The sequence below is a fragment of the Alteribacter populi genome (assembly GCF_002352765.1).
Classification (GTDB): Bacteria; Bacillota; Bacilli; order Bacillales; family Salisediminibacteriaceae; genus Alteribacter; species Alteribacter populi.
In genome coordinates this window covers 2,711,288-2,735,338 of the sequence record NZ_KZ293963.1, presented here as the reverse complement: position 1 = coordinate 2,735,338, position 24,051 = coordinate 2,711,288, and the positions used below count along the sequence as shown (strand labels likewise).

17 protein-coding genes are annotated in these 24,051 nt (G+C 42.6%); 13 read left to right on the top strand and 4 right to left on the bottom strand.

Features of this window, described 5'->3' with window-relative positions; genetic code table 11:
• Window position 1: 1 nt before the first annotated feature.
• From argS to CDZ94_RS12975, 3 genes are all read left to right on the top strand, one after another.
• Entirely contained in the window at window positions 2-1,672 is a 1,671-nt protein-coding gene (gene argS, locus CDZ94_RS12985; RefSeq protein WP_096437697.1) for an arginine--tRNA ligase, read from the top strand.
• 954 nt (window positions 1,673-2,626) lie between these two features.
• Window positions 2,627-2,794 carry a XapX domain-containing protein gene (locus CDZ94_RS12980; protein ID WP_096437695.1) on the top strand — a complete coding sequence of 56 codons (168 nt, stop codon included), beginning with the start codon at window positions 2,627-2,629 and terminating at the stop codon, window positions 2,792-2,794.
• Window positions 2,795-2,872: 78 nt separating this feature from the next.
• Window positions 2,873-3,679 carry an alpha/beta fold hydrolase gene (locus tag CDZ94_RS12975; protein ID WP_157911758.1) on the top strand — a complete coding sequence of 269 codons (807 nt, stop codon included), beginning with the start codon at window positions 2,873-2,875 and terminating at the stop codon, window positions 3,677-3,679.
• 62 nt (window positions 3,680-3,741) lie between these two features.
• Here CDZ94_RS12975 and CDZ94_RS12970 read toward each other — a convergent pair whose 3' ends face one another.
• The 4 genes from CDZ94_RS12970 to cls all read right to left on the bottom strand — a co-directional run bounded on the left by CDZ94_RS12970 (window position 3,742) and on the right by cls (window position 8,628).
• A complete protein-coding gene (locus CDZ94_RS12970; RefSeq protein ID WP_096437691.1) occupies window positions 3,742-3,987 on the bottom strand; it encodes a hypothetical protein in 246 nt (81 codons plus the stop codon).
• A gap of 42 nt (window positions 3,988-4,029) precedes the next feature.
• On the bottom strand, window positions 4,030-5,979 hold the full coding sequence (locus tag CDZ94_RS12965) for a heavy metal translocating P-type ATPase (RefSeq protein ID WP_096437689.1): 1,950 nt from the start codon (window positions 5,977-5,979) through the stop codon (window positions 4,030-4,032).
• Between the two features lie 449 nt (window positions 5,980-6,428).
• The gene (gene uvsE / locus CDZ94_RS12960; RefSeq protein WP_096437687.1) at window positions 6,429-7,385 is read right to left on the bottom strand and encodes a UV DNA damage repair endonuclease UvsE; all 957 of its coding nucleotides are present in this window, start codon (window positions 7,383-7,385) and stop codon (window positions 6,429-6,431) included.
• A 40-nt stretch (window positions 7,386-7,425) separates the two neighbouring features.
• Window positions 7,426-8,628: a cardiolipin synthase gene (cls, locus tag CDZ94_RS12955; protein ID WP_245415737.1), complete on the bottom strand. Its 1,203-nt coding sequence runs from the start codon at window positions 8,626-8,628 to the stop codon at window positions 7,426-7,428.
• Between the two features lie 351 nt (window positions 8,629-8,979).
• Here cls and CDZ94_RS12950 point away from each other — a divergent pair, with 351 nt between their 5' ends.
• The 10 genes from CDZ94_RS12950 to CDZ94_RS12905 all read left to right on the top strand — a co-directional run bounded on the left by CDZ94_RS12950 (window position 8,980) and on the right by CDZ94_RS12905 (window position 24,013).
• The gene (locus CDZ94_RS12950) at window positions 8,980-11,055 is read left to right on the top strand and encodes a (Fe-S)-binding protein (protein ID WP_096437685.1); all 2,076 of its coding nucleotides are present in this window, start codon (window positions 8,980-8,982) and stop codon (window positions 11,053-11,055) included.
• A 217-nt stretch (window positions 11,056-11,272) separates the two neighbouring features.
• On the top strand, window positions 11,273-12,451 hold the full coding sequence (locus tag CDZ94_RS12945; RefSeq protein ID WP_096437683.1) for an acetyl-CoA C-acetyltransferase: 1,179 nt from the start codon (window positions 11,273-11,275) through the stop codon (window positions 12,449-12,451).
• A gap of 296 nt (window positions 12,452-12,747) precedes the next feature.
• Window positions 12,748-13,599 (top strand): 3-hydroxybutyryl-CoA dehydrogenase, encoded by an 852-nt coding sequence (locus CDZ94_RS12940; protein ID WP_096437681.1) that lies wholly within the window; start codon window positions 12,748-12,750, stop codon window positions 13,597-13,599.
• Between the two features lie 86 nt (window positions 13,600-13,685).
• The gene (locus CDZ94_RS12935; protein WP_096437679.1) at window positions 13,686-14,825 is read left to right on the top strand and encodes an acyl-CoA dehydrogenase; all 1,140 of its coding nucleotides are present in this window, start codon (window positions 13,686-13,688) and stop codon (window positions 14,823-14,825) included.
• A 98-nt stretch (window positions 14,826-14,923) separates the two neighbouring features.
• Window positions 14,924-16,066, top strand: coding sequence for an acyl-CoA dehydrogenase (locus CDZ94_RS12930; protein WP_096437677.1), 1,143 nt, complete (start codon window positions 14,924-14,926; stop codon window positions 16,064-16,066).
• A gap of 69 nt (window positions 16,067-16,135) precedes the next feature.
• A complete protein-coding gene (gene meaB, locus CDZ94_RS12925) occupies window positions 16,136-17,104 on the top strand; it encodes a methylmalonyl Co-A mutase-associated GTPase MeaB (protein ID WP_096437675.1) in 969 nt (322 codons plus the stop codon).
• Window positions 17,101-17,757, top strand: coding sequence for a TetR/AcrR family transcriptional regulator (locus CDZ94_RS12920; RefSeq protein WP_096437673.1), 657 nt, complete (start codon window positions 17,101-17,103; stop codon window positions 17,755-17,757). Before meaB ends, CDZ94_RS12920 begins: the two co-directional genes overlap by 4 nt.
• 27 nt (window positions 17,758-17,784) lie before the next feature.
• Window positions 17,785-21,048: a fused isobutyryl-CoA mutase/GTPase IcmF gene (gene icmF / locus CDZ94_RS12915; protein WP_096437671.1), complete on the top strand. Its 3,264-nt coding sequence runs from the start codon at window positions 17,785-17,787 to the stop codon at window positions 21,046-21,048.
• Window positions 21,049-21,555: 507 nt separating this feature from the next.
• Entirely contained in the window at window positions 21,556-22,038 is a 483-nt protein-coding gene (rpoE, locus tag CDZ94_RS12910) for a DNA-directed RNA polymerase subunit delta (protein WP_096437669.1), read from the top strand.
• Window positions 22,039-22,408: 370 nt separating this feature from the next.
• A complete protein-coding gene (locus tag CDZ94_RS12905; protein ID WP_096437667.1) occupies window positions 22,409-24,013 on the top strand; it encodes a CTP synthase in 1,605 nt (534 codons plus the stop codon).
• The last annotated feature ends 38 nt before the right edge of the window (window positions 24,014-24,051 follow it).

Sequence of the window (24,051 nt, the reverse complement as noted above, 5' to 3'; positions counted from 1 at the left end):
AATGAGCCAAGTAGAAGAAATGAAGCAGCTATTAAAAGATGAAATTAAAAAAGCCGTAGTCAAAGCGGGTCATGCTACAGAAGAAGAGATCCCAGAGGTAGTAATCGAAACTCCAAAAGATAAGGATCACGGAGACTATGCGACAAATATGGCGATGCAATTAGCACGTATTGCTAAAAAGGCGCCGCGAATGATCGCAGAAGAAATGGTGGCTAACTTTGATAAAGAGCAGGCTCATGTCAATCAAATTGACATTGCTGGACCGGGATTTATGAATTTCTTTATGAATAACGCTTACTTAAGTGATGTTGTTCGAACGGTGCTTGAAAAACAAAAAGAATACGGAGCGACAAGCTTTGGACAAGACAAATCCGTGCAAGTGGAATTTGTTTCGGCCAACCCAACAGGAACGCTTCACCTCGGCCATGCTCGTGGGGCTGCAGTAGGAGATTCCCTTTGCAATATTTTAGATAAAGCTGGCTACGAAGTGGCTCGTGAATATTACATTAACGATGCTGGCAATCAAATTGAGAATTTAGCGTTAAGTCTCGAAGCAAGATATATGCAAGCCCTTGGAGAAGAAATGGAAATGCCGGAAGACGGTTATCAAGGGAAGGATATTGTTGGTTTCGCAGAGGAAATCGTTGAGGTGTACGGTGATCGCTTTAAAGAAATAACTAGAGACGAACGCTTATCCTTTCTTCGTGAATATGGTTTGAAGCGTGAACTTGATAAATTAAAAGATGATTTAGCCGCATTTCGTGTAAACTTTGATAACTGGTACTCTGAAACGTCGCTTTATACAACTGGAAAAGTCGAAACGATTCTTGAAGAACTACAAAACAACGGGGAAACATATGAAAAAGACGGAGCCCTTTGGTTTGAATCGACCAAATACGGAGACGATAAAGACCGCGTACTTGTAAAAGGGGATGGATCTTACACGTATTTAACTCCGGATATTTCTTACCATAAAGATAAATTTGCCCGAGGCTTTAAAGAGTTGATTAACATTTGGGGGGCAGATCATCACGGCTATATCCCTCGAATGAAAGCAGCAGTAGAGGCATTAGGTTACGACCGTGATCAGTTAAAAGTACAAATCATTCAAATGGTGAACTTGTTCCAAAACGGTGAACGAGTAAAAATGAGTAAACGTACAGGTAAAGCTGTAACGATGCGTGATTTGATGGAAGAAGTTGGAATTGATGCTACTCGTTATTTCTTCGCGATGCGTGCAGCGGACACTCATATGGACTTTGACATGGACCTTGCCGTCTCAAAGTCCAACGAAAACCCAGTCTATTACGTGCAGTATGCACACGCCCGTATTTGTACAATGCTCAGACAAGCGAAGGAAGTCGGTTTTGAAGCCGATAAGTCGGAAGATCTCACACGCCTTTCCAGTGAAAAAGAGCTGGATCTTTTGAAAAAAATCGGTGAATTCCCATTAGTCGTCAGTGATGCAGCAGACAAACGTTCACCGCACCGTATAGCGAATTACGTGTTTGACCTTGCTCAGGCACTGCACAGCTTCTATAATGCGGAAAAAGTGATCAACGAAGCCGATGCGAGCTTAACGAAAGCCCGTCTCGCTTTGATGGAAGCCGTTCGTATCACGTTAAGCAATGCATTAGACCTAATTGGAGTATCAGCTCCAGAAAAAATGTAGCTTTTGAGACACCCTCTCCTGAATCAGGAGAGGGTGTATTTTTTAAAAGATAAGAATTTATAGAGCAGACACCGGCTTCTCAAGGGAAAAAAAGCGAGCTAATGCTGTTTTAATAAAGGCACTTTTCGCAATGGTTGTTTTTTGGTTTATAGAACGAAAGAGCGAAAGGCGGCGACCCCGCAAGTATGGAGGGGGGGGCCACACGAGTTATCATGAACGAAACTAGCTCCTTACTCGTAAATTCGTAGGTTAATTTGGTAAGAAAACCAAATCAGAGCTACATTACGGAAAGGAGCTAGGTATTATCAAGGATACCTTAAAATTTGTAGGTTTAGATGTCAAAAGAAAAAATTTCCGTCGCTATTGCTGATGAGGGCCGAGGGGAGCCTATGCTGAAGCGATGCCCGCGGAAATCGTCCGCCCCTGTAGCGAATTCGAGCGATAATTTTATCAATAAAGCAACAATCTTTCAAAAAACAGCCTTTCAACTACTCAAATGTTAGAAAAGGACGCAAATTTTTGCCTTAACCTCATCATTTGAGTTGAAAAACGCTCAAAAACAACAAAAAGAGTAATCATTTGAGTAATATATCGTCGTGAGTAGGCTCTTCATCAGCTGTTCAAGCAATTTATCGGCGGAAATTGGTAAGATATCAGCGCAAATCAACAAGGTATCAGCGGAAATCAGTAAGATATCAGCGCAAATCAACAAGATATCAGCGGAAATAGCTCAGATATCAGCGATTCGACAAATAACGAGCATCAACATTAAACTTTACGAAAATACCATTAATAAAAAACCCAAAATCACGCCAAAATCCCCACAGTCCACGCCTTAGTTCATCTTTAGCCATACTTACCTCAATCTGCTAGGATAAATAGTCCGTAAAAATAGGGGGTTCTAGTACATACTAAAACCAATGATTAAAGTCAGAAGTAAAGGGTGAGGATTCAATGCAAGAAATCTTATTAGCACTAATAGCAGGGCTTGTTGTTGGGGTTGTCTTTGCGATTATCAAACTTCCGATTCCGGCACCACCTGCTATTGCAGGTATTGTGGGCATATTTGGGATTTATCTTGGTTATAAGTTGTTTGGACTCATAGCTGGATATATATCCTAGACCAATTTTCATAAACAGTAAGCAAAAAAGACAATCTAAATAGAGTGAGTAATACATTGATGATGGATGGTGAACGTAATGCCTTGGACAGATAATCCAAATCACGCGAGTCTTTATTATGAAATCAAAGGGAGCGGTCCGCCGATCTTATTTATTCATCCACCAGGAATGGGGCATGTGACTTTTCGGCATCAGGTGGAAAGCTTGTCCGATTCTTACACGGTCATTTTGATGGATGTAAGAGGAAATGGGCGGAGTGGCTTGGATGATCATCCCCTGTCTATGGCACTGCTTGCAGATGACATCCGGCGTGTTCTTGACGACGCGCATATTAAAAAGGCCTTTGTATGCGGTTATTCAAATGGAGGCTCCATTGTCCAGGAATTTGCGATTCGCCATCCTAATCGGACGAGGGGCATCATGCTTTTAGGCGGGTTTCCCGAAGTGAATAGTTTCTTACTACGTAATGAATTTCGCTCCGGGATCATCGCAGCTCGACTGAAGAAAATGCGCATCATATCTGAAGTACTAGCTGCAGCACATGAAAAGGGCGGCAAGCGTAGAGATCTAGCTGAATATGTGAGGAGAACATCACCTTCGTTTTTAGCCCAACTTTATGATCTAGGTCTCCACTACAAATCTACGGATCGTCTCCGTCTTATTGCCTCACCGGTGTTGCTCGTCTATGGACAGTGGGATTATTATGTTCATCATTACCGGTTTATTTTTCAAGAAAAGCTTACTGTCCCGTACGATGTGATTTATATTGGTAAAGCCACACACCAATTACCTACGAAACATGCAAAAGTTTTGAATCATGTTCTTGATGAATTTATGAAAAAAACAGCGAAGAGAACACGACAAAGGAAAACAAAAAACGCTTGACCCGCACTGGTACCGCCCCCAGAAAGTTAGAGCGTTTTTATTATAGGGATTGCTGAATAACTCTAGAACTCAAATACAAAGGGTGCCGCTTCCATGGCTTCGCTTTCCGCAGGCAACGCTTCAGCCTCCTCATTCGCGAAAGGCGTGCTCACTGCGGGGTCTTCTGCTGCTCCTGCGGTTCCTCGTCGCAAGAAGACCATTGCAGCAGCACCCTTGGCTCTCTCAAAATCAAGTGCAAGGCTTTTAGCAAAAGAAGAGGTATTTCCTTGCAGATTCTCTCCATGAGAAAGAACATATCCTCTTGCCATGTAGGCGTATGCTACTTATTCAGCAGCCTCTATTATAGAAGCTTACGACCCATATACGGCGGCTTCACTTTCGGTTGTCTTTGAGGCCTTCGATTTCCCTGTCCTCAGCAATCGAAGGCCATTTAAAATAACGACTAACGTGCTGCCTTCGTGGCCAATGACCCCAAGTGGTAACGTAAGCTGCTGAGCGAAGTTTGCGGTTAGTAATAAAAGAATAACGGCAACTGAAAAAATCAAATTTTGTTTGACGACTCTATTTAATCGTTTGGACAGTTGAAAGGAGAGCGTTATTTTTTCTAGTTCATTATTCATGAGTACGATATCTGCTGTGTCGATGGCAACATCAGTTCCTGAACCCATTGCAATCCCTGTGTTCGCTTGTGCTAGTGCTGGGGCATCATTTACACCATCGCCCACCATAACGACAGAACCGTACTTTTCTCTTAAACGCTCCACTTCTTTTACTTTTTGTTCGGGAAGGCACTCGGAAATAAAACCATCGACGCCGATTTCTTTGGCGATTGATTGTGCTGTTGTATGCTGATCACCCGTTATCATAATCGTTGTTAATCCTATTTTAGAAAGAGCGTCTATTGTGCTTGCTGCTTGGGGCCGGACTTTGTCTTTTAAAGCTATGAATGTGATGAATGTATCATTTCTAGATACAAAAACGAAGGTATGGCCTGCTTGTTCCAAATCAGTAATTTTCATGTTTACTTCTTTAAAAATCTCGGAGGAGTTCGAAATGTTCAAGAAGTTTTTACGGCCAATTCTCCACTCAACTCCATTAATTTCAGCTTTTACCCCGTATCCAGGGACGTCTTCAATGGCATTTACTTTTGGGAAAACCTCTGTTTTCTGCTTGCAGTAGTGGTGAATCGCGCGGGCGAGTGGGTGGTTTGAATGTTGTTCTATAGCAGCAAGGGAAGCGAGAATCATGGGTAATTGTTCGTCGTTCATCGCATAAACACCGGTTACTTCGGGCTTTCCTAGTGTGAGCGTTCCTGTCTTGTCAAAAGCGACTACGCATGTTTTTGACAATTGTTCTAAATACAAGCCTTCTTTAACGAGAATGCTGTGCCTGGCGCCGGTAGAGATGGCTGATAAGAGGGCAGGCATGACGGAAGCGACAACTGCACAAGGAGAAGCTACAACGAGAAGCACCATCGCGCGATAAAAGGTCTCTTGAAAAGGGGTGCCAAGAAAGAGCGGAGGGACGATGAGCATGAAAGTAACAACGAGTAATACGATGAGAACGTAAGGACCTTCAATCCGTTCAATAAATTGTTGACTAGGTGGGCGAGAGGACTTTGCTTGTTGAACGAGAGTAATCATCTTTTGAAACAAAGAGTCGGCGTTTCGTTTTGACACTTTGATGGTCATGGAACCGCTCCCGTTGATCGTACCATTGAATACGTCATCTGCTTTTGATTTCGTAACTGGCATCGATTCACCAGTGATCGTCGCTTCATCGACCAGACTATTTCCAGTTATAATAACTCCGTCGGCTGGAATACGTTCACCAGGTTTCACAAGAATTCGGTCCCCGATTTGGAGGTTTTCTACTGCTACTGTTTCTGTTCGACCATTATCTTTAAGTATAGTGGCTTCTTCAGGGGCAAGCTTCATAAGCTTTGTAAGATCCTGTTCACTTTTCTGCAAAGTGTATGTTTCCAGAGCTCCACTTAATGAAAAAATAAAAATTAAAATAGCCCCTTCACCCCAATAGCCTATCGATGCGGCACCGATAGCGGCGATGATCATAAGAATTTCAACATTGAGCGATCTATCCTTTACGAGATCTAAAACGCCTTCCTTTGCTTTATAAAATCCCCCGATACTAAAAGCCCACAAATAGAAAAATATAGCCCATGAACTTAGGCCAGAACGATCAAATAAAAATCCAGTTACTAGGCACAAGCCTCCAATAATAGCAAAGATCAATTCTCGATGAGGATATAACAATGAAAATGAAATTTTTGTATTTTTCATGATTATTCTCTCCCTTCTAAATGAGAACAACAATCATCATAAGAGGAGGTGAAAAAGTGCCGATAAACAGCTGTCCACCGTAAAAGGAGGAGATGTGGTTCTTTTTTCCTTCTGTTTTGAAACAGAAACAATAAAGAAAAGAGTAAGGCTCCCTTACCCGACGACATGCAAATTTCTGTCCGATAAAAAGTGCTTTTTACTTTTGACCGGGCAGGTTATTTGACACGAGCCAATGGCGCCTGGAGCTAGACATTGAAGCGTGGGTTTTTATACTTGCTTAACTCTGCACAAAAGGCTGCATAATTGGCAGCCCTCAAGTGTTTATATTTCGTTAGGCAAGCGTACGCTTGCCTAACGTTCAAATAGCAACAATCTTTTAGAAAAGAGTTTTTTAATAAAAGACCGCTATGCGGTTTTTCTTAAAAAAACAGCTTTCCATTAAAAGTTGCTTATGGTTTGTACGCAATGGTTCCTCCAGAAAGGCGATTGACACCCCTTATTTTTTCAAGGTCATTAAGGAAGTGAAGGAGAGCTTTGTCTTTTTGTTTCGCTTCAATCATGACATCAAAATCAGTGTCAAAGGCCCTCATCGATTCAAGGAATGGTCGTACAAATGACAGATCCAACCTGTCAGCATGGGCTCGTGAACGGTTTCCGTCCTTAGGTGAAGACAAGTGTATTTTTGGAGGGAGCTTGGTATGTTCCCATGTTTTGATCATTTGCGGCAAAATGTCTTCTAGTGTACGTTCTCCCTGGTGGACGACGTGATGGTGATAATCAAACACAAAAGGGAGCTGCTCTTCTATACATATGCCTAATACGTCGTAAGCGTGATAAGATTTATCGTCATTTTCAAACATTAACCGATCTTTCAAATGTGCAGGCAATACACGAACATTTTTATGAAACCGCTCAATGGCAGCTTCCTTATTCCCATAAATCCCCCCTATATGAAGAACAAAACGACACTCTGGTAAACACATCGCATTTGCCATCTTATTATGAAAGTGGAGGTCCTTAACTGAACGTTCAGTTACCTCACTTTTATCTGACGTAAAGAGAGTGAATTGGTTGGGATGAAAACTAACCCGAATTCCGTGGTCAGAAATCAATTTTCCGAGCTGTCTCCACTCCTGTTGAAAAGGCTCAACAAAATCCCACATAACATCCGGATGGGTAGCAAGAGGGACCATAGCTGAAGAGAGGCGAAATAAGTCAAATTCTTGTGCTATACAATAATGAATCGCCCTTTTTGTATGGGCTATGTTTTTGGCTGTGACCTCCATTAATTTATTTTTCCGTTCTGTTTTCGTCAGCTTTTTTGCTTGAGCCCAGGTTATTGTGTGTGAAGGAGAGCATTTATGCAACGAAGTAGCATGAGCAACAAACCCAAACCTTATTTTCATAAGCAGCCTTCCTTTGGTGGATCGTTTATATGTGTACCGATTACATTAATGGTGAAAAAGTAGTAGCGACTAGTTCCTTTAACCGTTTACCTAATGATCGGTCATTAAGGTGGTTAATCGTTACCCTTTCACTTCGGTTCAAGTCTTGATCTACTTGCTCCATGACTTGTTGAGTCCAGTCTTCGTCATGGATGAGACAGTTCACTTCATGGTTTAAGTGAAAGCTTCGCTGGTCAAAATTAGCTGTACCAATATCACAAATTTTGTCATCTATTATGATCGCTTTTGAGTGATAAAAGCCCTGGAAATATAAATAAATATCAATTCCTGCATTGATTAGTGGTTGGAAGTAAGGGTAGGCCGCATGGATGACGAGTGGATGATCAGGCTTTTTAGGCAAAATAACTTGGATATCCACACCGCGTTTAGCTGCATTGATTAAAGCATCTTTAATCTCTTTGCCCGGGATAAAGTAAGGGCTTCCAATAAATAGCTTATGTTTAGCGCTGTTTATAAGCTTTAGGGTAACTTCTTTACCGTGGTCACCGTCTAAAGATAGAATTTGAATCTCTTTTCGACCCGGTCGTTGCTGAGGGTAATAGCGCTCTCTTTGAACGAGGTCTTCGGATGATGCGCTTTTCCAATCAAGTAAGAATTGTCTTTGTAAGTCTTCCACTCCTTCACCTTTTACAGCAAGATGGTAATCCCGCCATGGCCCGAAGTTTGGGTCCCTTCCTAAATATTCATCACCGACGTTAAACCCGCCAAGGTAGGCAATTTCACCATCGATTACTGTCACTTTTCGGTGATTACGTTTATTCATGCTATAAAAGAAAAACGGAAAGGAAGGTTTATTAGAAATCACAAAATGGATGCCAGCTTTTTTTAACAGCTTTCGATTCTTTCGAGCAATCTTCATTCCCATGAAGTCGACCATTAATCTGATTTCTACCCCTTCATTAGCCTTGTCTTTCAGTTTATCCAACATTTTTTGACCAATATTGTCATCTCTGAAAATATAAAAAAGGATATGGATATGGTGTGTCGCTTGTTCTATTTCTCCTAAAAGGTGCTGAAATAATTTATCACCGCTTGCAAAAAATTCGACATCGCTTTTTCTTATTGGAGGCTCTTTAAAGGGCTGAATGTTTTTCCGATGAAGAAGTCGAGCAATTAGAAAATCGATAAAAAACCATAAAATAATGACGATAACAGCGATAGAAATGATATAGAGAATGGTCAACGACGAGACCTCCTAGATAGAAGTGATTCAAAATTTTGAGGGAAGTTTATCTATAGTTAGTAGTTTGGCCTATTCGGTTGAGATGATACAAAAGCTATATTCCTCTTTGGCTAAGACGGTAATTATCCTCTTAAAAAAAGGACTTGATCGAATATCGAATCGCTCATTCTCACGTATTTCATTACGATAGAAGAATTTTCTACAAAATTTCACTCGAGTGAATGCTCATTCACTTCTCTTATGCTATAATAAAATACAAAATTCATTCTATTTTCAGAAAAGGGGTTCTCTTTCGATTATTTAGGGTCACCTTTTGAAAAAAGCAGAGACTGAAAGGAGCTGTTTTACATCATGGATCCAATTCTTATCAATTGGCTGATGTTCATTCTTGTAACCGGTTACGCGGTCTATTTGTTTGCAAGTTTAGTCAAAACGAGAATGGAGTACATCAAGCTTGGTCAAAAGGCTGAATTTAACCGAACCATGCAAGAACGTAAGGAAGCGGTGTTTACCCAGGTTTTTGGTCAGAAAAAATTATTGAAAGATAAAAAAAGTGGGATCATCCACATCATGTTTTTTTACGGGTTTTTGCTCGTACAGTTTAGCGCGATCGACGTGATATGGAAAGGTCTTGCGCCGGGCTCCCATTTACCTTTAGGACCGGTTTATCCTTTCTTTACGTTTTTCCAGGAACTTGTTGTTGTTATGATTCTCATTGCTGTCGTATGGGCCTTTTATCGGCGTTACGTTGAAAAGCTTGTGCGATTAAAGCGAAATTTTAAAGCAGGACTTGTTCTCATTTTCATCGGGGGTCTGATGATTTCTAAGCTGTTTGCAAAAGGAATGGAAATCATCTGGCTCGAGAAATCCACAACCGTCGCAGAACCGATTGCATCGACAATCGCCACTGTATTTACACCGATAGGAGGAACAGCTGCAGGAGCGCTTTTCTTTGTATTTTGGTGGATGCACTTATTGTTCTTATTAACCTTTTTAGTGTACATTCCGCAGTCCAAGCACGCTCACTTAATTGCCGGACCTGCCAATGTTTTTCTTGGTCCCACCCATAAAACAGGTCAACTCAAGCCTATTAATTTTGAGGATGAAGATGCAGAGAAGTTTGGTAAAAATGAGATCGAAGAGTTTGACCAGAAGCAGCTTCTCGACCTCTATGCGTGTGTTGAATGCGGACGTTGTACAAACATGTGTCCGGCAACGGGAACAGGGAAAATGCTCTCGCCAATGGACCTAATTCTAAAAATGAGAGATCACTTAACGGAAAAAGGGGCGGCAGTTACATCCCGAAACCCTTGGATGCCGTCATACGCATTTACTCATACAAAAGGAAATCAGCTCGCTGCTACATCTGAGGTCTACGATGTGAACCTGATTGGTGACGTTATTACAGAAGAAGAATTATGGGCTTGTACAACTTGCCGTAACTGTGAAGATCAATGTCCAGTGGCCAATGAGCACGTAGATAAAATTATCGATATGCGCCGTTATCTCGTTCTGACAGAAGGGAAGATGGACCCGGAAGCTCAGCGTGCGATTACAAATATCGAACGCCAAGGAAACCCATGGGGAATTAACCGTAAAGAACGTGAAAAGTGGCGTGAAGGACGCGACGATATTTATGCACCAACAGTAAAAGAGCTTAAGAAGGCTGGAGAAGAATTTGATTATCTTTTCTTCGTCGGTTCCATGGGCTCGTATGACAACAGAAGTCAGAAGATTGCTCAATCGTTTGCGAAAGTAATGAACGAAGCCGGTGTAAAATTTGCGATTCTAGGAAACAAGGAAAAGAACTCTGGAGATACACCTCGTCGAATCGGAAACGAATTTTTATTCCAAGAGCTTGCAACCGCTAACATCCAGGAATTTGAGAAAAATGACGTAAAAAAAATCGTCACCTTTGATCCTCACGCATACAATACGTTAAAAAATGAATATCCGGATTTCGGGCTAGAAGCAGAAGTGTATCACCATACTGAACTGCTTTTTGAACTTCTTCGAGAAGGGCGCATTAAACCAACAAAAGAAGTGAACGAAACGATAACGTATCACGATTCTTGTTACCTTGGCCGTTACAATGATGTGTATGATCCACCTCGCGAAATCTTAAAAGCGATTCCAGGAGTCAATGTCGTTGAAATGGAACGTAACCGTGAAAACGGGATGTGCTGTGGAGCAGGCGGAGGCATGATGTGGATGGAAGAGGATACGGGTACTCGCGTAAATGAAGCAAGAACAGAACAGGCCCTAGCGACTAGTCCGTCGGTAATCGGGAGTGCTTGCCCGTATTGCTTAACGATGCTAAGCGATGGAACAAAATCGAAAGAAGTAGAAGAATCAGTTAAAACATTGGATATTGTTGAAATTTTAGAAAAATCTTTAGAAACAAAAAAGGAATCAGTCTCCGTTTAACGAAATAGTAATACTGTCGTGAAAATTAAATTGATTCGGGTGTCTGTGACACCCGAATATACATGAAGAGGTTTTTTATCAATAGTTGAAAGCGCTTAACCTGTAGGAGCAAGAAGTTCGTACAGCAAGTGCTCTTAACGATGCAGCTTACCTGAACGAGCGTTCAATCGACTTGTTAAACAGATGAATGTGAACTATCTAAAAGGAGGAATTGGAAATGGCAAAATCTGTAATTATAAGTGGGGCGAGAACACCAGTAGGTAAATTAGGTGGAAAATTATCTGGCTTTAGTGCATCCGAACTTGGAGGAAAGGCAATTGCTGAAGCTTTGAAACGAGGCAATCTTGAAGGAAAAGACGTTCAACATGTGATCATGGGCTCAGTCTTACAAGGGGGCCAAGGCCAGCTACCTTCTCGTCAAGCGATGTATCAAGCAGGAATTCCGTGGGAAACAGAAACAGAAACGATCAACAAAGTGTGTGCTTCTGGAATGAGAAGTGTCACATTAGCCGATATTTTAATTCGTTCTGGGGAGCACGATACAGTGGTTGCCGGCGGAATGGAATCAATGAGTCAAGCACCTTATTTCGTAAAAAATGCCCGGTTTGGCTTGAAAATGGGGCCGACAAAATTTGAAGATATGATGATTCATGACGGACTCACGTGTACGTTTAAAGGTGTTCATATGGGTAACTACGGAAACAACACAGCAAATGAGTACGGTTTAACGAGAGAAGAACAAGATCAATGGTCTTACCGAAGCCACCAGCGTGCTGTCGAAGCGATGGAGTCAGGCAAGTTCGCAGAAGAAATCGTGCCAGTCGAAGTACCACAGCGTAAAAAAGACCCGTTTGTCGTAAACGATGATGAATCTCCTCGAGGTGACACGTCCGTTGAAACGCTTGGCAAACTAAAGCCTGTATTCGGAGCGGATGGAACGATTACCGCCGGAAATGCACCCGGTGTCAATGACGGAGCTGCAGCGCTAGTCGTCATGGATGAAAACAAAGCAAAAGAGCAAGGCCTTGAACCATTAGCTACCATTTTAGCCCACACTCAGCTTGCAGTAGAGCCTGAAAATTTCCCGAAAACACCAGGTCTCGTCATCAATAAGCTTCTTGAAAAAACAGGGAAATCCTTAAGTGACATTGATTTATTCGAAGTAAACGAAGCCTTTGCTGCTGTGTCCTTAGCAAGCGGAAAAATAGCCGACCTTGACCCAGAAAAAATTAACGTCAACGGTGGAGCCGTTGCTCTAGGTCACCCAATCGGTGCCAGTGGAACCCGCGTCATTTTAACTCTTGCTTATGAGTTGAAGCGAAGAGGCGGCGGTATTGGAATTGCTTCGATTTGTAGTGGTGGTGGTCAGGGTGATGCGGTGATGATTCAAGTATAAGAGAGGATGTTCAAGGAGTGCGGGAAAAATAGCCTACGAATCTCAGCGTTGGCTTGTGACTCTAGTCCTCACGTATAAACCCAATACGTTCCGGGCTTCGCCACTGCACCGCCTTGATCTTCTTGTCTCTTTTTGTCCTCCTCCTTGAACGTACATTGAGAGGATGTTCAAGGAGTGCGGGAAAAATAGCCTACGAATCTCAGCGTTGGCTTGTGACTCTAGTCCTTACGTATAAACCCAATACGTTCTCATAACCGTTTTCATTTCAATACTGATAGAAAAGGAGTCGTTCACATATGGAAATCAAACGTGTCATGGTTATTGGCGCGGGTCAAATGGGCTCAGGAATCGCCCAGGTCTGTGCTATGAATGGCTACGATGTCATTTTGCATGATTTAAAAGAGGATTTTGTTGAAAAGGGAATCTCAGGAATCAAAAAACAACTTGAAAAACAAGTCAAAAAGGAACGAATCTCAGAAGCAGATATGGATCGTTTTCTTAGGAGAATTCAACCCTCTGTTGACTTAACCAACGCAGAGGATGTCGACATTGTCATAGAAGCGGCTGTTGAAAACATGGACGTCAAAAAGAGTGTTTTTTCTCAGTTAGATGAGATCGCACCAGAGCATACGATTTTAGCAACCAATACATCCTCACTGCCGATTACGGAACTTGCTTCAGTAACGAACCGTCCTGAAAAAGTGATTGGTATGCACTTTATGAACCCGGTGCCTGTTATGAAACTAGTAGAAGTAATTCGTGGTTTAGCAACAAGTCAAGAAGTATTTGAGACTGTTTATACAATGGCTGAAAACGTAAAGAAAACAGCCGTTGAAGTGCAAGACTTCCCTGGGTTTGTTTCTAATCGGATCCTCATGCCAATGATCAACGAAGCGATCTTCACTGTATATGAAGGAGTATCTTCTCCAAAAGACGTAGATGAAGTGATGAAGCTTGGTATGAACCACCCAATGGGCCCTCTTACATTAGCTGACTTTATCGGACTCGATACATGCCTTTACATTATGGAAACTCTTCACGAAGGGTTCGGTGATGATAAATATCGCCCTTGTCCGTTATTACGAAAATACGTAAAAGCAGGCTGGCTTGGTAAAAAATCAGGACGTGGCTTTTACGAGTATAGCTAAACAATCATCGAGAACGGCATAAGCTGTTCAAAAAGTTTAGGTTTCTCTGCCTTTTTGAACACGCACTAATGGGAGTGAAATAAAGTATGGAACTACGATGGAACGAAGAACAGGAAATGATGCGAAAAATGGTCCGGCAGTTTGCTGAAGAGAAAGTGAGTCAAGCCGTGCCGAAGATGGAAGAAACTGATGAATTCCCGGAGGAGCTCGTAAAAGAAATGGGCTCTCTTGGGTTAATGGGCATCCCGATTTCTGAGAAGTATGGCGGGGCAGGGATGGATTACCTTTCTTATATTATGGCAATTCATGAAATTTCTAAAGTAAGCGCAACGCTTGGTGTTATTTTGTCGGTACACACGTCTGTTGGGACGAACCCGATTGTTTACTTTGGAAGTGAAGAACAAAAGAAGCGCTTTTTACCTAAACTTGCCAGTGGTGAGTATTTAGGTGCCTTTGCGCTAACAGAACCAGGATCAGGCAGTGATGCTGCGGGAATGAAAACGACAGCAGTCAAAAAAGGTAATCATTATGTTCTTAACGGCTCTAAAGTATTCATTACAAATGCAGGAGCAGCAGACACGTATATTGCCTTTGCAAAGACGGATCCACAGGCCGGGACGAAAGGGATCAGTGCTTTTATTGTTGAAAAAGATACTCCCGGTTTTGTCGTAGGAGCAAAAGAGAAGAAAATGGGGCTTCACGGTTCCAACACGTCGTCACTTTCTTTTGAGGATGCGATGGTTCCGGCAGAGAATCTTCTCGGAGAAGAAGGAGAAGGTTTAAAAGTAGCTTTAGCAAATTTGGAGTTTGGACGAATCGGCATTGCCGCGCAAGCTCTTGGGATTGCTGAAGCAGCGTTAGAAAATGCAACATCATACGCAAAAGAACGTAAGCAATTCGGAAAGCCCATTGGGGCGCAGCAAGGGATTGCTTTTAAGTTGGCAGACATGGCTACAAATGTGGAGGCCGCGCGTTTATTAACCTATAGAGCTGCAAATATGCGTCATCAAGGTCTTTCCTGCAGCAAGGAAGCGTCGATGGCAAAAATGTTTGCATCGGACGCAGCGATGAAAGTAGCAACAGAAGCGATCCAGGTTCTCGGCGGATATGGTTATGTAAAAGAGTACCCTGCGGAACGCTATTTCCGTGATGCAAAAGTGACACAAATTTATGAAGGAACAAATGAGATTCAACATCTTGTTATTAGTAAAGGTTTATTAAAGTAGACAACGAGACTCTGTTTCCAAACGGCGGAATGCTGGTTTATTTTTTAAAACAATGTTTTTGACGTTTGGAACATCAGAAGCGAATTGGGGGATGCGAAGTGAATTTTTTACTTAGTGAAGAACAACAGATGATTCGGAAAATGGTCCGAGATTTTGCAGAAAATGAAGTTGCACCAACAGCGGCAGAGCGTGATGAAGAGGAACGGTTTGACCGGGCGATTTTTGATCAAATGGGTGAGCTTGGTTTAACGGGGATTCCGTGGCCGGAAGAGTACGGCGGAATTGGTGCGGATTATTTGAGTTATGTGATTGCGGTGGAGGAATTGTCTCGTGTATGTGGCTCAACAGGGGTTACCTTGTCGGCGCACATTTCATTGGCGGGTTGGCCGATTTATACATTCGGAAATGAAGAGCAAAAGCAAAAGTATCTTCGTCCGATGGCAGAAGGAAAGAAGATGGGGGCTTATGGTCTTACTGAGCCTGGTTCCGGAAGTGATGCGGCGAATATGAAAACGGTAGCGAAAAAAGATGGTGATGATTATATCATTGATGGGTCGAAAATTTTCATTACGAACGCTGGAGAGGCAGAAATTTATGTTGTTTTTGCGCTTACAGAGCCTGAGAAAAAGCATAAAGGGTGCTCTGCGTTTATTGTTGAAAAAGGGACACCTGGATTTTCAATGGGGAAAAAGGAAAGTAAGCTAGGGATTCGTTCGTCGCCAACATTAGAAATCATTTTCGATCAATGTCGTGTGCCGAAAGAAAATATGCTTGGTAATGAAGGGGACGGCTTTAAAATTGCGATGATGACGTTGGATGGCGGTCGAAACGGGATTGCTGCTCAAGCGGTTGGTATCGCCCAAGGAGCACTTGATGCGTCTGTTAACTATTCGAAAGAACGTAAGCAGTTCGGTAAACCGATCGGTGTTCAGCAAGGGATTGCTTTTAAGATTGCTGATATGGCAACAAAAATCGAAGCTTCTCGTTTGTTAACTTATCAGGCGGCTTGGCGTGAAAGTGAAGGTATTTCATACGGAAAAGAGTCGGCGATGTCAAAGCTTTTTGCCGGTGATACTGCTATGGAAGTAACGACTGAAGCAGTCCAGGTGTTTGGTGGCTACGGTTACATTAAAGAATATCCGGTTGAACGCTATATGCGAGACGCAAAGATTACGCAGATTTACGAAGGAACGAATGAAATTCAACGACTTGTCATCTCGAAAATGCTGTTAGCAGACTAGGGAGGTCTACGTGCTCAAAAAAATTTCGGACTTTTTTGAACACCCTCTAGTAGAAAGGTTGGAAAGAGAATGGATAATATCGCACAACGGATACAAAACAGAGAGTTGCGCGCTCTTGCAAGAGGGATTTCGTATATAGAAGATAATCATCAAGAAAAACAGCAGCTTCTCTCCACTCTCTTTCCTCATACTGGTCGCGCTCATATTATCGGCATTACAGGGTCCCCTGGAGCGGGGAAAAGCTCGTTAGTGAATGGTTTAATTAAAGTTTGGCGAAAGCAGGGGAAAACAGTGGGCGTCGTTGCTGTTGATCCGACGAGCCCTTTTTCAGGTGGGGCTTTGCTCGGAGATCGTGTTCGGATGAGAGACCACGAAGAAGATGAAGGTGTTTTTATTCGCAGCATGGGTACGAGAGGAAGTTTAGGTGGGTTATCAGAAGCGTGTAAGGACGCGATTCGACTTATGGACGCTTCGGGTTTAGATATTGTCATCATTGAAACAGTGGGTGTCGGTCAGTCTGAACTCGATGTTATGAAAGTAGCCGATAGCGTTACCCTCGTCTTATATCCTTCAGGTGGAGACGTCATTCAGGCATTTAAAGCGGGCATTATGGAAATTGCTGATTTGTTTGTGATTAATAAAGCAGATCTTCCAGGGGTGGATCAGTTAAAAGGGGAAGTAGAAGATCTGCTTCACTTAACCGCAGAACAAAAGAACTGGCAGCCTCCGATTCTTCAAACGATTTCAACAGAAGGGAAAGGGATGGAAGAAGTCGTGGGAAAGCTGACGGAGCATAAAGAAGCGCTTATTTCTTCTTCTGATCAAACTGAACGAAGGCTCAATCAACTTGAAGATGAAGTTTCCAGACGCCTGAAAGAGCGATTTGCCGAAGAAGTGAAGCCGTTTATACAAAAGGAGCTTGAGAAACAGATCTCATCAAAGCACGCGGCAGACCCTTATGAAGTGGCGAGTATTGTTTACTCGTTATGGAAGGAAAAACAAAAAGCAACGTTTCAGAGGGAGGAGGGGGAGAAATGAAGAAAAAACAAGTGCCGTCGATGGTAAAAGACCAACAGCTTATTAAGAAGCGCCGTAACCAAATTGCCAAGGCTGCTGTTCAGTTGTTCAATGAAAAAGGATACCACCGGACAACAACACGGGAAGTCGCACAAGAGTCCGGGTTTAGTATCGGAACGTTGTATGAATATATCGGATCGAAAGAAGACATTTTGTATCTCGTTTGTGACGCTGTTTACGATCAGGTTGTTGAAAAGTGGGCCCAGCTCATGGATGAAAATTTATCTGGGATCGAACGGCTAAAACAAGTCATTGAGTCCTATTTTCGTGTTGTCGATGATATGCAGGATGAAGTTCTCGTTATGTACCAAGAGTCTAAATCCCTCTCAGGAGAAGCCCTCAACTACGTACTGCAAAAAGAGTTAAACATGAAGACGATGTTTGAAAAAGAACTGAATAACTGTATTGATGCAGGTTTCATTTCGCTTACAAAGGAAGAGCTGGACCTCGCATGTCATAACATTTTAGTTTCTGGTCACATGTGGACTTTCCGTCGTTGGGTTGTTCAAAGGGATTATGATATTGACCGCTTTTGTAAATTGCAGCTTCGTCAGTTGTTTGACGGATTTGGGCTGAAAGATGCCTCCAATAAGCAACCAGAATTAGGATCATAAATAACGCTTTTTAAAGGAGGATTCAAAATGATTGAAAAACGGTACAAACCAAAAAATCCGGTCCGATTTGTTACGGCTTCCGGTTTATTTGATGGGCATGATGCCTCTATCAACATTATGAGAAGAATGCTTCAAGCGACAGGTGCCGAAGTCATTCACCTTGGCCATAACCGTTCTGTTGAAGAAGTGGTCGACGCCGTCGTTCAAGAGGATGTGCAAGGGGTGGCCATTTCCTCGTACCAAGGAGGGCACGTCGAATACTTTAAATACCTCTATGACTCTTTAAAAGAGCGCGGAATCAACCATGTGAAAATTTTTGGCGGGGGTGGGGGCGTGATCATCCCTGCTGAAATTAACGAGCTTCATGACCACGGAATTACCCGAATCTACTCTCCTGAAGACGGTCGGAAAATGGGACTTCAAGGGATGATTAATGAAATGGTAGAGACGTGTGATTTTCCGCTGGACGATGTGAGCAATGTCGATATGAAGAAGCTTGAAAACCGGGATGCGAGTCATATTGCTCGAATGATTACCGTCGCTGAAAAACGCGCCTTTAATAGCGAAGAAGTAGCAGCAGCTGCAGAAACGTTGTTTGAAGAGACAGTCAATCAAAGTGACTTCGACCGCGTGCCGATTCTAGGAATTACCGGGACAGGTGGCGCAGGGAAAAGTTCCCTTACTGATGAACTCGTACGCCGTTATTTACGTGCTTTTGATGATCGTACCTTAGCGATTTTAAGTGTCGATCCGACGAAAAAGAAAACAGGCGGAGCGCTTTTAGGAGATCGGATTCGTATGAACGCGATCCATCATCCTCGCGTATACATGCGCAGTCTTGCTACGCGTGACAGCCGACAAGAACTGTCAAAAGCGATTGAAGAATCGATTCGTGTCGTAAAAAAAGCCGGATTCGACCTTATTATTGTTGAAACGAGCGGGATCGGTCAAGGGGATGCAGCGATAAGTGATGTGGCCGATGCATCGATGTACGTGATGACGAGTGAATTTGGAGCCCCATCGCAGCTTGAAAAAATTGATATGATTGATTTTGCTGATCTCATTGCTATTAATAAATTTGATCGTAAAGGCTCTGAAGATGCTCTTCGTGAAGTGAGAAAAGCTTATCAGCGTAGCCATACACTGTTTGAACAAGGTCCGGAAAGCATGCCAGTGTTCGGTACGATTGCCAGCCAGTTTAACGATCCCGGAACAAACCGGTTGTTTTATGAGCTCGTCCGTGTCCTAGCTGAAAAATGCGACAGTTCGTGGGAAACGGATTTGGGTAAAAACGATAAATTGACGCAAAAGGATGCGGTCATCCCACCTGAGCAAATTCATTACTTGCGTGAAATCGCGCAAACTGTCCGCGGCTATCACGAAGAAACAGAAGAAGAAGTAAAAAAAGCACGGAAGTTGTTTCAGATTGAAGGAACTCTCGAAGCATTAGATGAACAAGGAACGGAAATTTCGGACCGTACGGCTTTACTTGAACTTCGTGATCATTACGGAGCGTCAATGAGTCCAGAGACGAAACAAACATTAGATACGTGGGAAGATACGAAAGAAGTCTATAATCAAGATGAATTCGTGACTAAAATCCGTGACAAAGAAATCGTCACTGAGCTTAAAACCCGTAGTTTATCCGGGATTGATATCCCGAAAGTCTCGTTACCAAAATATGTTGATTACGGTGAAATTATCCGCTGGGTAAGACGAGAAAATGTTCCGGGCAAATTTCCTTATACAGCCGGCGTGTTCCCGTTTAAACGAAAAGGGGAAGACCCGAAGCGTCAATTTGCCGGGGAAGGCTCACCAGAACGAACGAATCGACGCTTTCATTACTTGTCGAAAGATGACGATGCGAAACGTCTCTCCACCGCTTTTGACTCTGTGACTCTTTATGGGGAAGATCCAGGGTACCGTCCTGACGTTTACGGAAAAGTGGGCGAAAGTGGCGTTAGCATTTGTACGCTAACCGATATGAAAAAGCTATACGATGGCTTTGATTTATGTGCGCCGTCCACTTCGGTTTCGATGACGATCAATGGACCGGCACCGATTATTCTCGCAATGTTTATGAACACAGCAATCGACCAGCAGCTAGGGTATTTTGAGGAAGAAAACGGCCGCAAACCGAACGAATCTGAGAAAGCAGAGATTAAAGCAAAAACTGTCTCTACCGTTCGCGGCACCGTTCAAGCTGATATTTTAAAAGAAGACCAAGGACAAAACACATGTATTTTCTCAACCGAATTTGCGCTGCGGATGATGGGTGACATTCAGCAGTACTTTATTGATAAGAAGGTAAGAAACTATTATTCTGTGTCGATCTCGGGCTACCATATTGCAGAAGCTGGAGCGAACCCGATTAGCCAGCTTGCCTTCACATTGGCAAACGGCTTTACGTATGTGGAGTATTATTTAAGTCGTGGCATGAACATCAATGACTTTGCGCCGAATCTATCGTTCTTCTTCAGCAACGGCTTAGATCCAGAATATACCGTTATCGGCCGTGTGGCGCGCCGCATTTGGTCTGTCGCAATGCGGGAAAAATACAGTGCGAATGAGCGCAGTCAAAAACTAAAATACCATATTCAAACATCCGGGCGTTCTCTTCATGCTCAGGAAGTCGATTTCAATGATATTCGTACGACGCTTCAGGCATTACTTGCAATCTATGATAATTGTAACTCTCTACACACAAATGCCTATGATGAAGCTGTTACTACACCGACTGAAGAGTCTGTCCGTCGTGCGATGGCCATTCAGCTTATTATTACGAAAGAAATGGGTCTCGCAAAAAATGAAAATTCCTTGCAAGGTTCGTTCATTATTGATGAGTTGACCGATTTAGTAGAAGAAGCTGTACTAATGGAAATGGAGCGACTAAATGACCGCGGAGGCGTGTTAGGCGCGATGGAGACTCAATATCAGCGTGGAAAAATTCAAGAAGAGTCACTTCTTTATGAAACGAAAAAGCATAACGGAGACTTACCAATTATCGGTGTGAACACGTATATGAACCCGAATCCACCATCCGAAGATGACTTTGAAATGGAATTAGCTCGTGCAACAAAGGAAGAAAAAGAGCAGCAAATCACACAGCTTCGTTCGTTCCAGGACACGAATGCCACCGAAGGCGAAAGAGCGTTAACTCGCTTGCAGGAAGTAGCCCTTTCTGGAGGTAACTTGTTTGAAGAACTTATGGAAACCGTTCAATATGCAAGCTTAGGGCAAATCACCAATGCTCTATATGAAGTAGGCGGTAAATACCGCAGAAATTTATAGTATGGCTAGCTCTTTTTGTCTGAGCTGTCTCAATGAAATACGTTGAGGCAGCTTTTTTTAAAGATAATTTGTAAGTAGACAGCTACCTTCACGCCGCTCTGAAGTCACCTTTATAAGCGAAAACACAGAAAATACGAGCCAAACCCGGTTTGAAGTCCAAAAAACTCGTTTACAATAGAGATAGAAAACAAGAGGAAAGTTTAATTAGAGGCTGATGCGTTGCCTGCGGAAAGCGAAGCCATGGAAGCGGCACCCTTTGTATTTGAGTTCTAGATTTATTCAGCAATCCCTAATTAAAAAATGGTGATAATTAGTCAGTTGAGAATTTGCATTTTTCTTCCTTAAATTGGTTGGATAGACTGGCGTAATAACCCCGTTTATGTTTATAATGAAAAGTGCAATTTAACAACACAACAAATCGATGAGACTTGAACACCGCAACGTATGAATTGACGTTACACATAAACTACCTCTTTAAAAGAATGAGGACGAAAGGAAGTGCCGGTTGTGAGTTTAAAACAATATGACGAAACACAGCTGAAAGAATTATCAATGTTAGAAATTGCGTATGAGATTTTAAAGGGGAAGAAAAGTCCTGCAGAGTACCATGACATGCTAAAGGAAGTATCAGAAGCGAAAAAGCTTTCGGATGAAGAGTTGAAGGAACGGATTGCCAACCTTTACACTGAAATGTCTTTAGACGGACGCTTTGTTAACCTTGGTGACAACAAATGGGGACTCCGTGCTTGGTATCCTTTCGACCAGACAGAAGAAGAGCTTTCTCAAACGAATAAGCCACGTAAGAAAAAAGCTCGTGCTGCTAAAGAGGAAGAAGGCTTTGACGAAGAAGATATAGAAGAGGACTTCGATGAGTTTGAAGACTTAGAAGATGAACTAGACGAACTCGCCAATGAAGAAGACGAAGATTTTGACGATGAAGATGATGACTTTGCTGGAGAAGAAGAGGAAGATTCAGAGGAAGACCGCTAATCATACCTTGACATCGCCCTCCTTTCTAGGTAGAATCATTTTTGGGCTAAGCAAGTTCGTAATTAAATAAATGATTGAATATAAAACAGAAGTGCCCCTCAATGTATCATGGTTGAGGTGTGCACTTTTGTTTTTTTGTATTTTAAGGAAGTTAGCACAAGCCAAGTTTCATAATAAGGTGGGAACCTTAGCTGTCTAGAGTACTTTCTGCTAAGGACCGATACGTGTGCGGAAGGTATCGCGTTTGGTCATCAATAACATTATAAGTTGCTTCTTCATCTTTTGAGGCAATCAGGGTTATCCTAATGACGGAATTCTAGACTATATTTTCGTCCCCTAAATAAACCAAAAAGCAAAGGAAGGGAACGTCATGACAACGAAATATATTTTTGTTACAGGAGGAGTTGTATCTTCTTTAGGAAAAGGTATTACAGCTGCTTCTTTAGGCCGTTTATTAAAGAACCGTGGATTGAAGGTAACGATTCAAAAGTTTGACCCGTACATTAACGTCGATCCTGGGACAATGAGTCCTTACCAGCACGGAGAAGTGTTCGTAACAGGAGACGGTGCAGAAACAGACTTAGACCTCGGCCATTATGAACGTTTTATCGATATTAATTTAAATAAAAACAGTAATGTAACGACGGGGAAAATTTATTCCAGCGTACTAAAAAAGGAACGTCGTGGCGACTACTTAGGCGGTACGGTTCAAGTGATCCCGCACATTACTAACGAGTTGAAAGATCGCGTTTACCGGGCTAGCAAAGATGGAAACCCTGACGTTGTAATCACTGAAATCGGCGGTACAGTTGGCGACATTGAGAGTTTGCCGTTTCTCGAAGCGATTCGCCAAATTAAGAGTGATGTAGGCGTAGGGAATGTGATGTATATTCACTGTACGCTAATTCCGTATCTTGCTGCTGCTGGTGAAATGAAGTCGAAGCCAACACAGCACAGTGTAAAAGAACTGCGTAGTTTAGGTATTCAGCCAAACGTCATCGTCGTTCGTACCGAGCGCCCAGTTCCTGAAGATATGAAGGATAAAATTGCGCTTTTCTGTGACATCGAAAAGGATGCGGTCATTGAAGCACGTGATGCGGATACGTTGTATGAAGTTCCTTTGGATCTCCAACGCCAAAACTTTGATGACTATGTGTGTAAGTTCTTAAGCCTTCCGGAAGGTGACGCGAATATGGAGGAATGGAACGCACTTGTAGAAAAGGTGACGAATCTTTCTAAAAAAACAACGATTGCTTTAGTTGGTAAATACGTTGCCCTTCAAGATGCGTACTTGAGTGTGGCAGAGGCATTAAAGCACGCAGGGTTTACCTTTGATGCTGACGTAGATATCAAATGGATAAACTCTGAAGATGTCACAAAAGAAAATGTTGAGGCGTATTTATCAGAAGTAGATGGTATTTTAATACCGGGAGGCTTTGGAGATCGTGGAATTGAAGGAAAAATTACCGCAATCGAATATGCACGAATAAATAAAGTACCATTATTAGGGATCTGTCTTGGCATGCAACTGGCATCCGTTGAGTTTGCTCGACATGTTCTGAAGATGGAAAATGCGAACTCTGCTGAACTCAATCCAACGACACCGTACCCTGTTATTGACTTACTTCCTGAGCAAAAGGATATAGAAGATTTCGGTGGCACCCTTCGCCTTGGCCTGTATCCTTGTAAGTTGAAGGAAGGAACGAAAGCTTATGAAGCCTATGGTGAAGAAGTGGTATATGAGCGTCACCGCCATCGTTATGAATTTAACAACGAATACCGAGAAGCAATGGAAGAAGCCGGGTTTGTTTTCTCCGGAACAAGCCCGGATGGTCGCTTGATCGAAATTGTTGAATTAAAAGATCATCCGTACTTTATTGCTTCCCAGTTCCACCCTGAGTTTGTATCACGTCCTACACGTCCGCAGCCGTTATTCAAAGAGTTTATCGGTGCGAGTATAAACAACGGTGAATAACTCACGTTTAAAAGCTGATTCCTAATGTTTGGAATCAG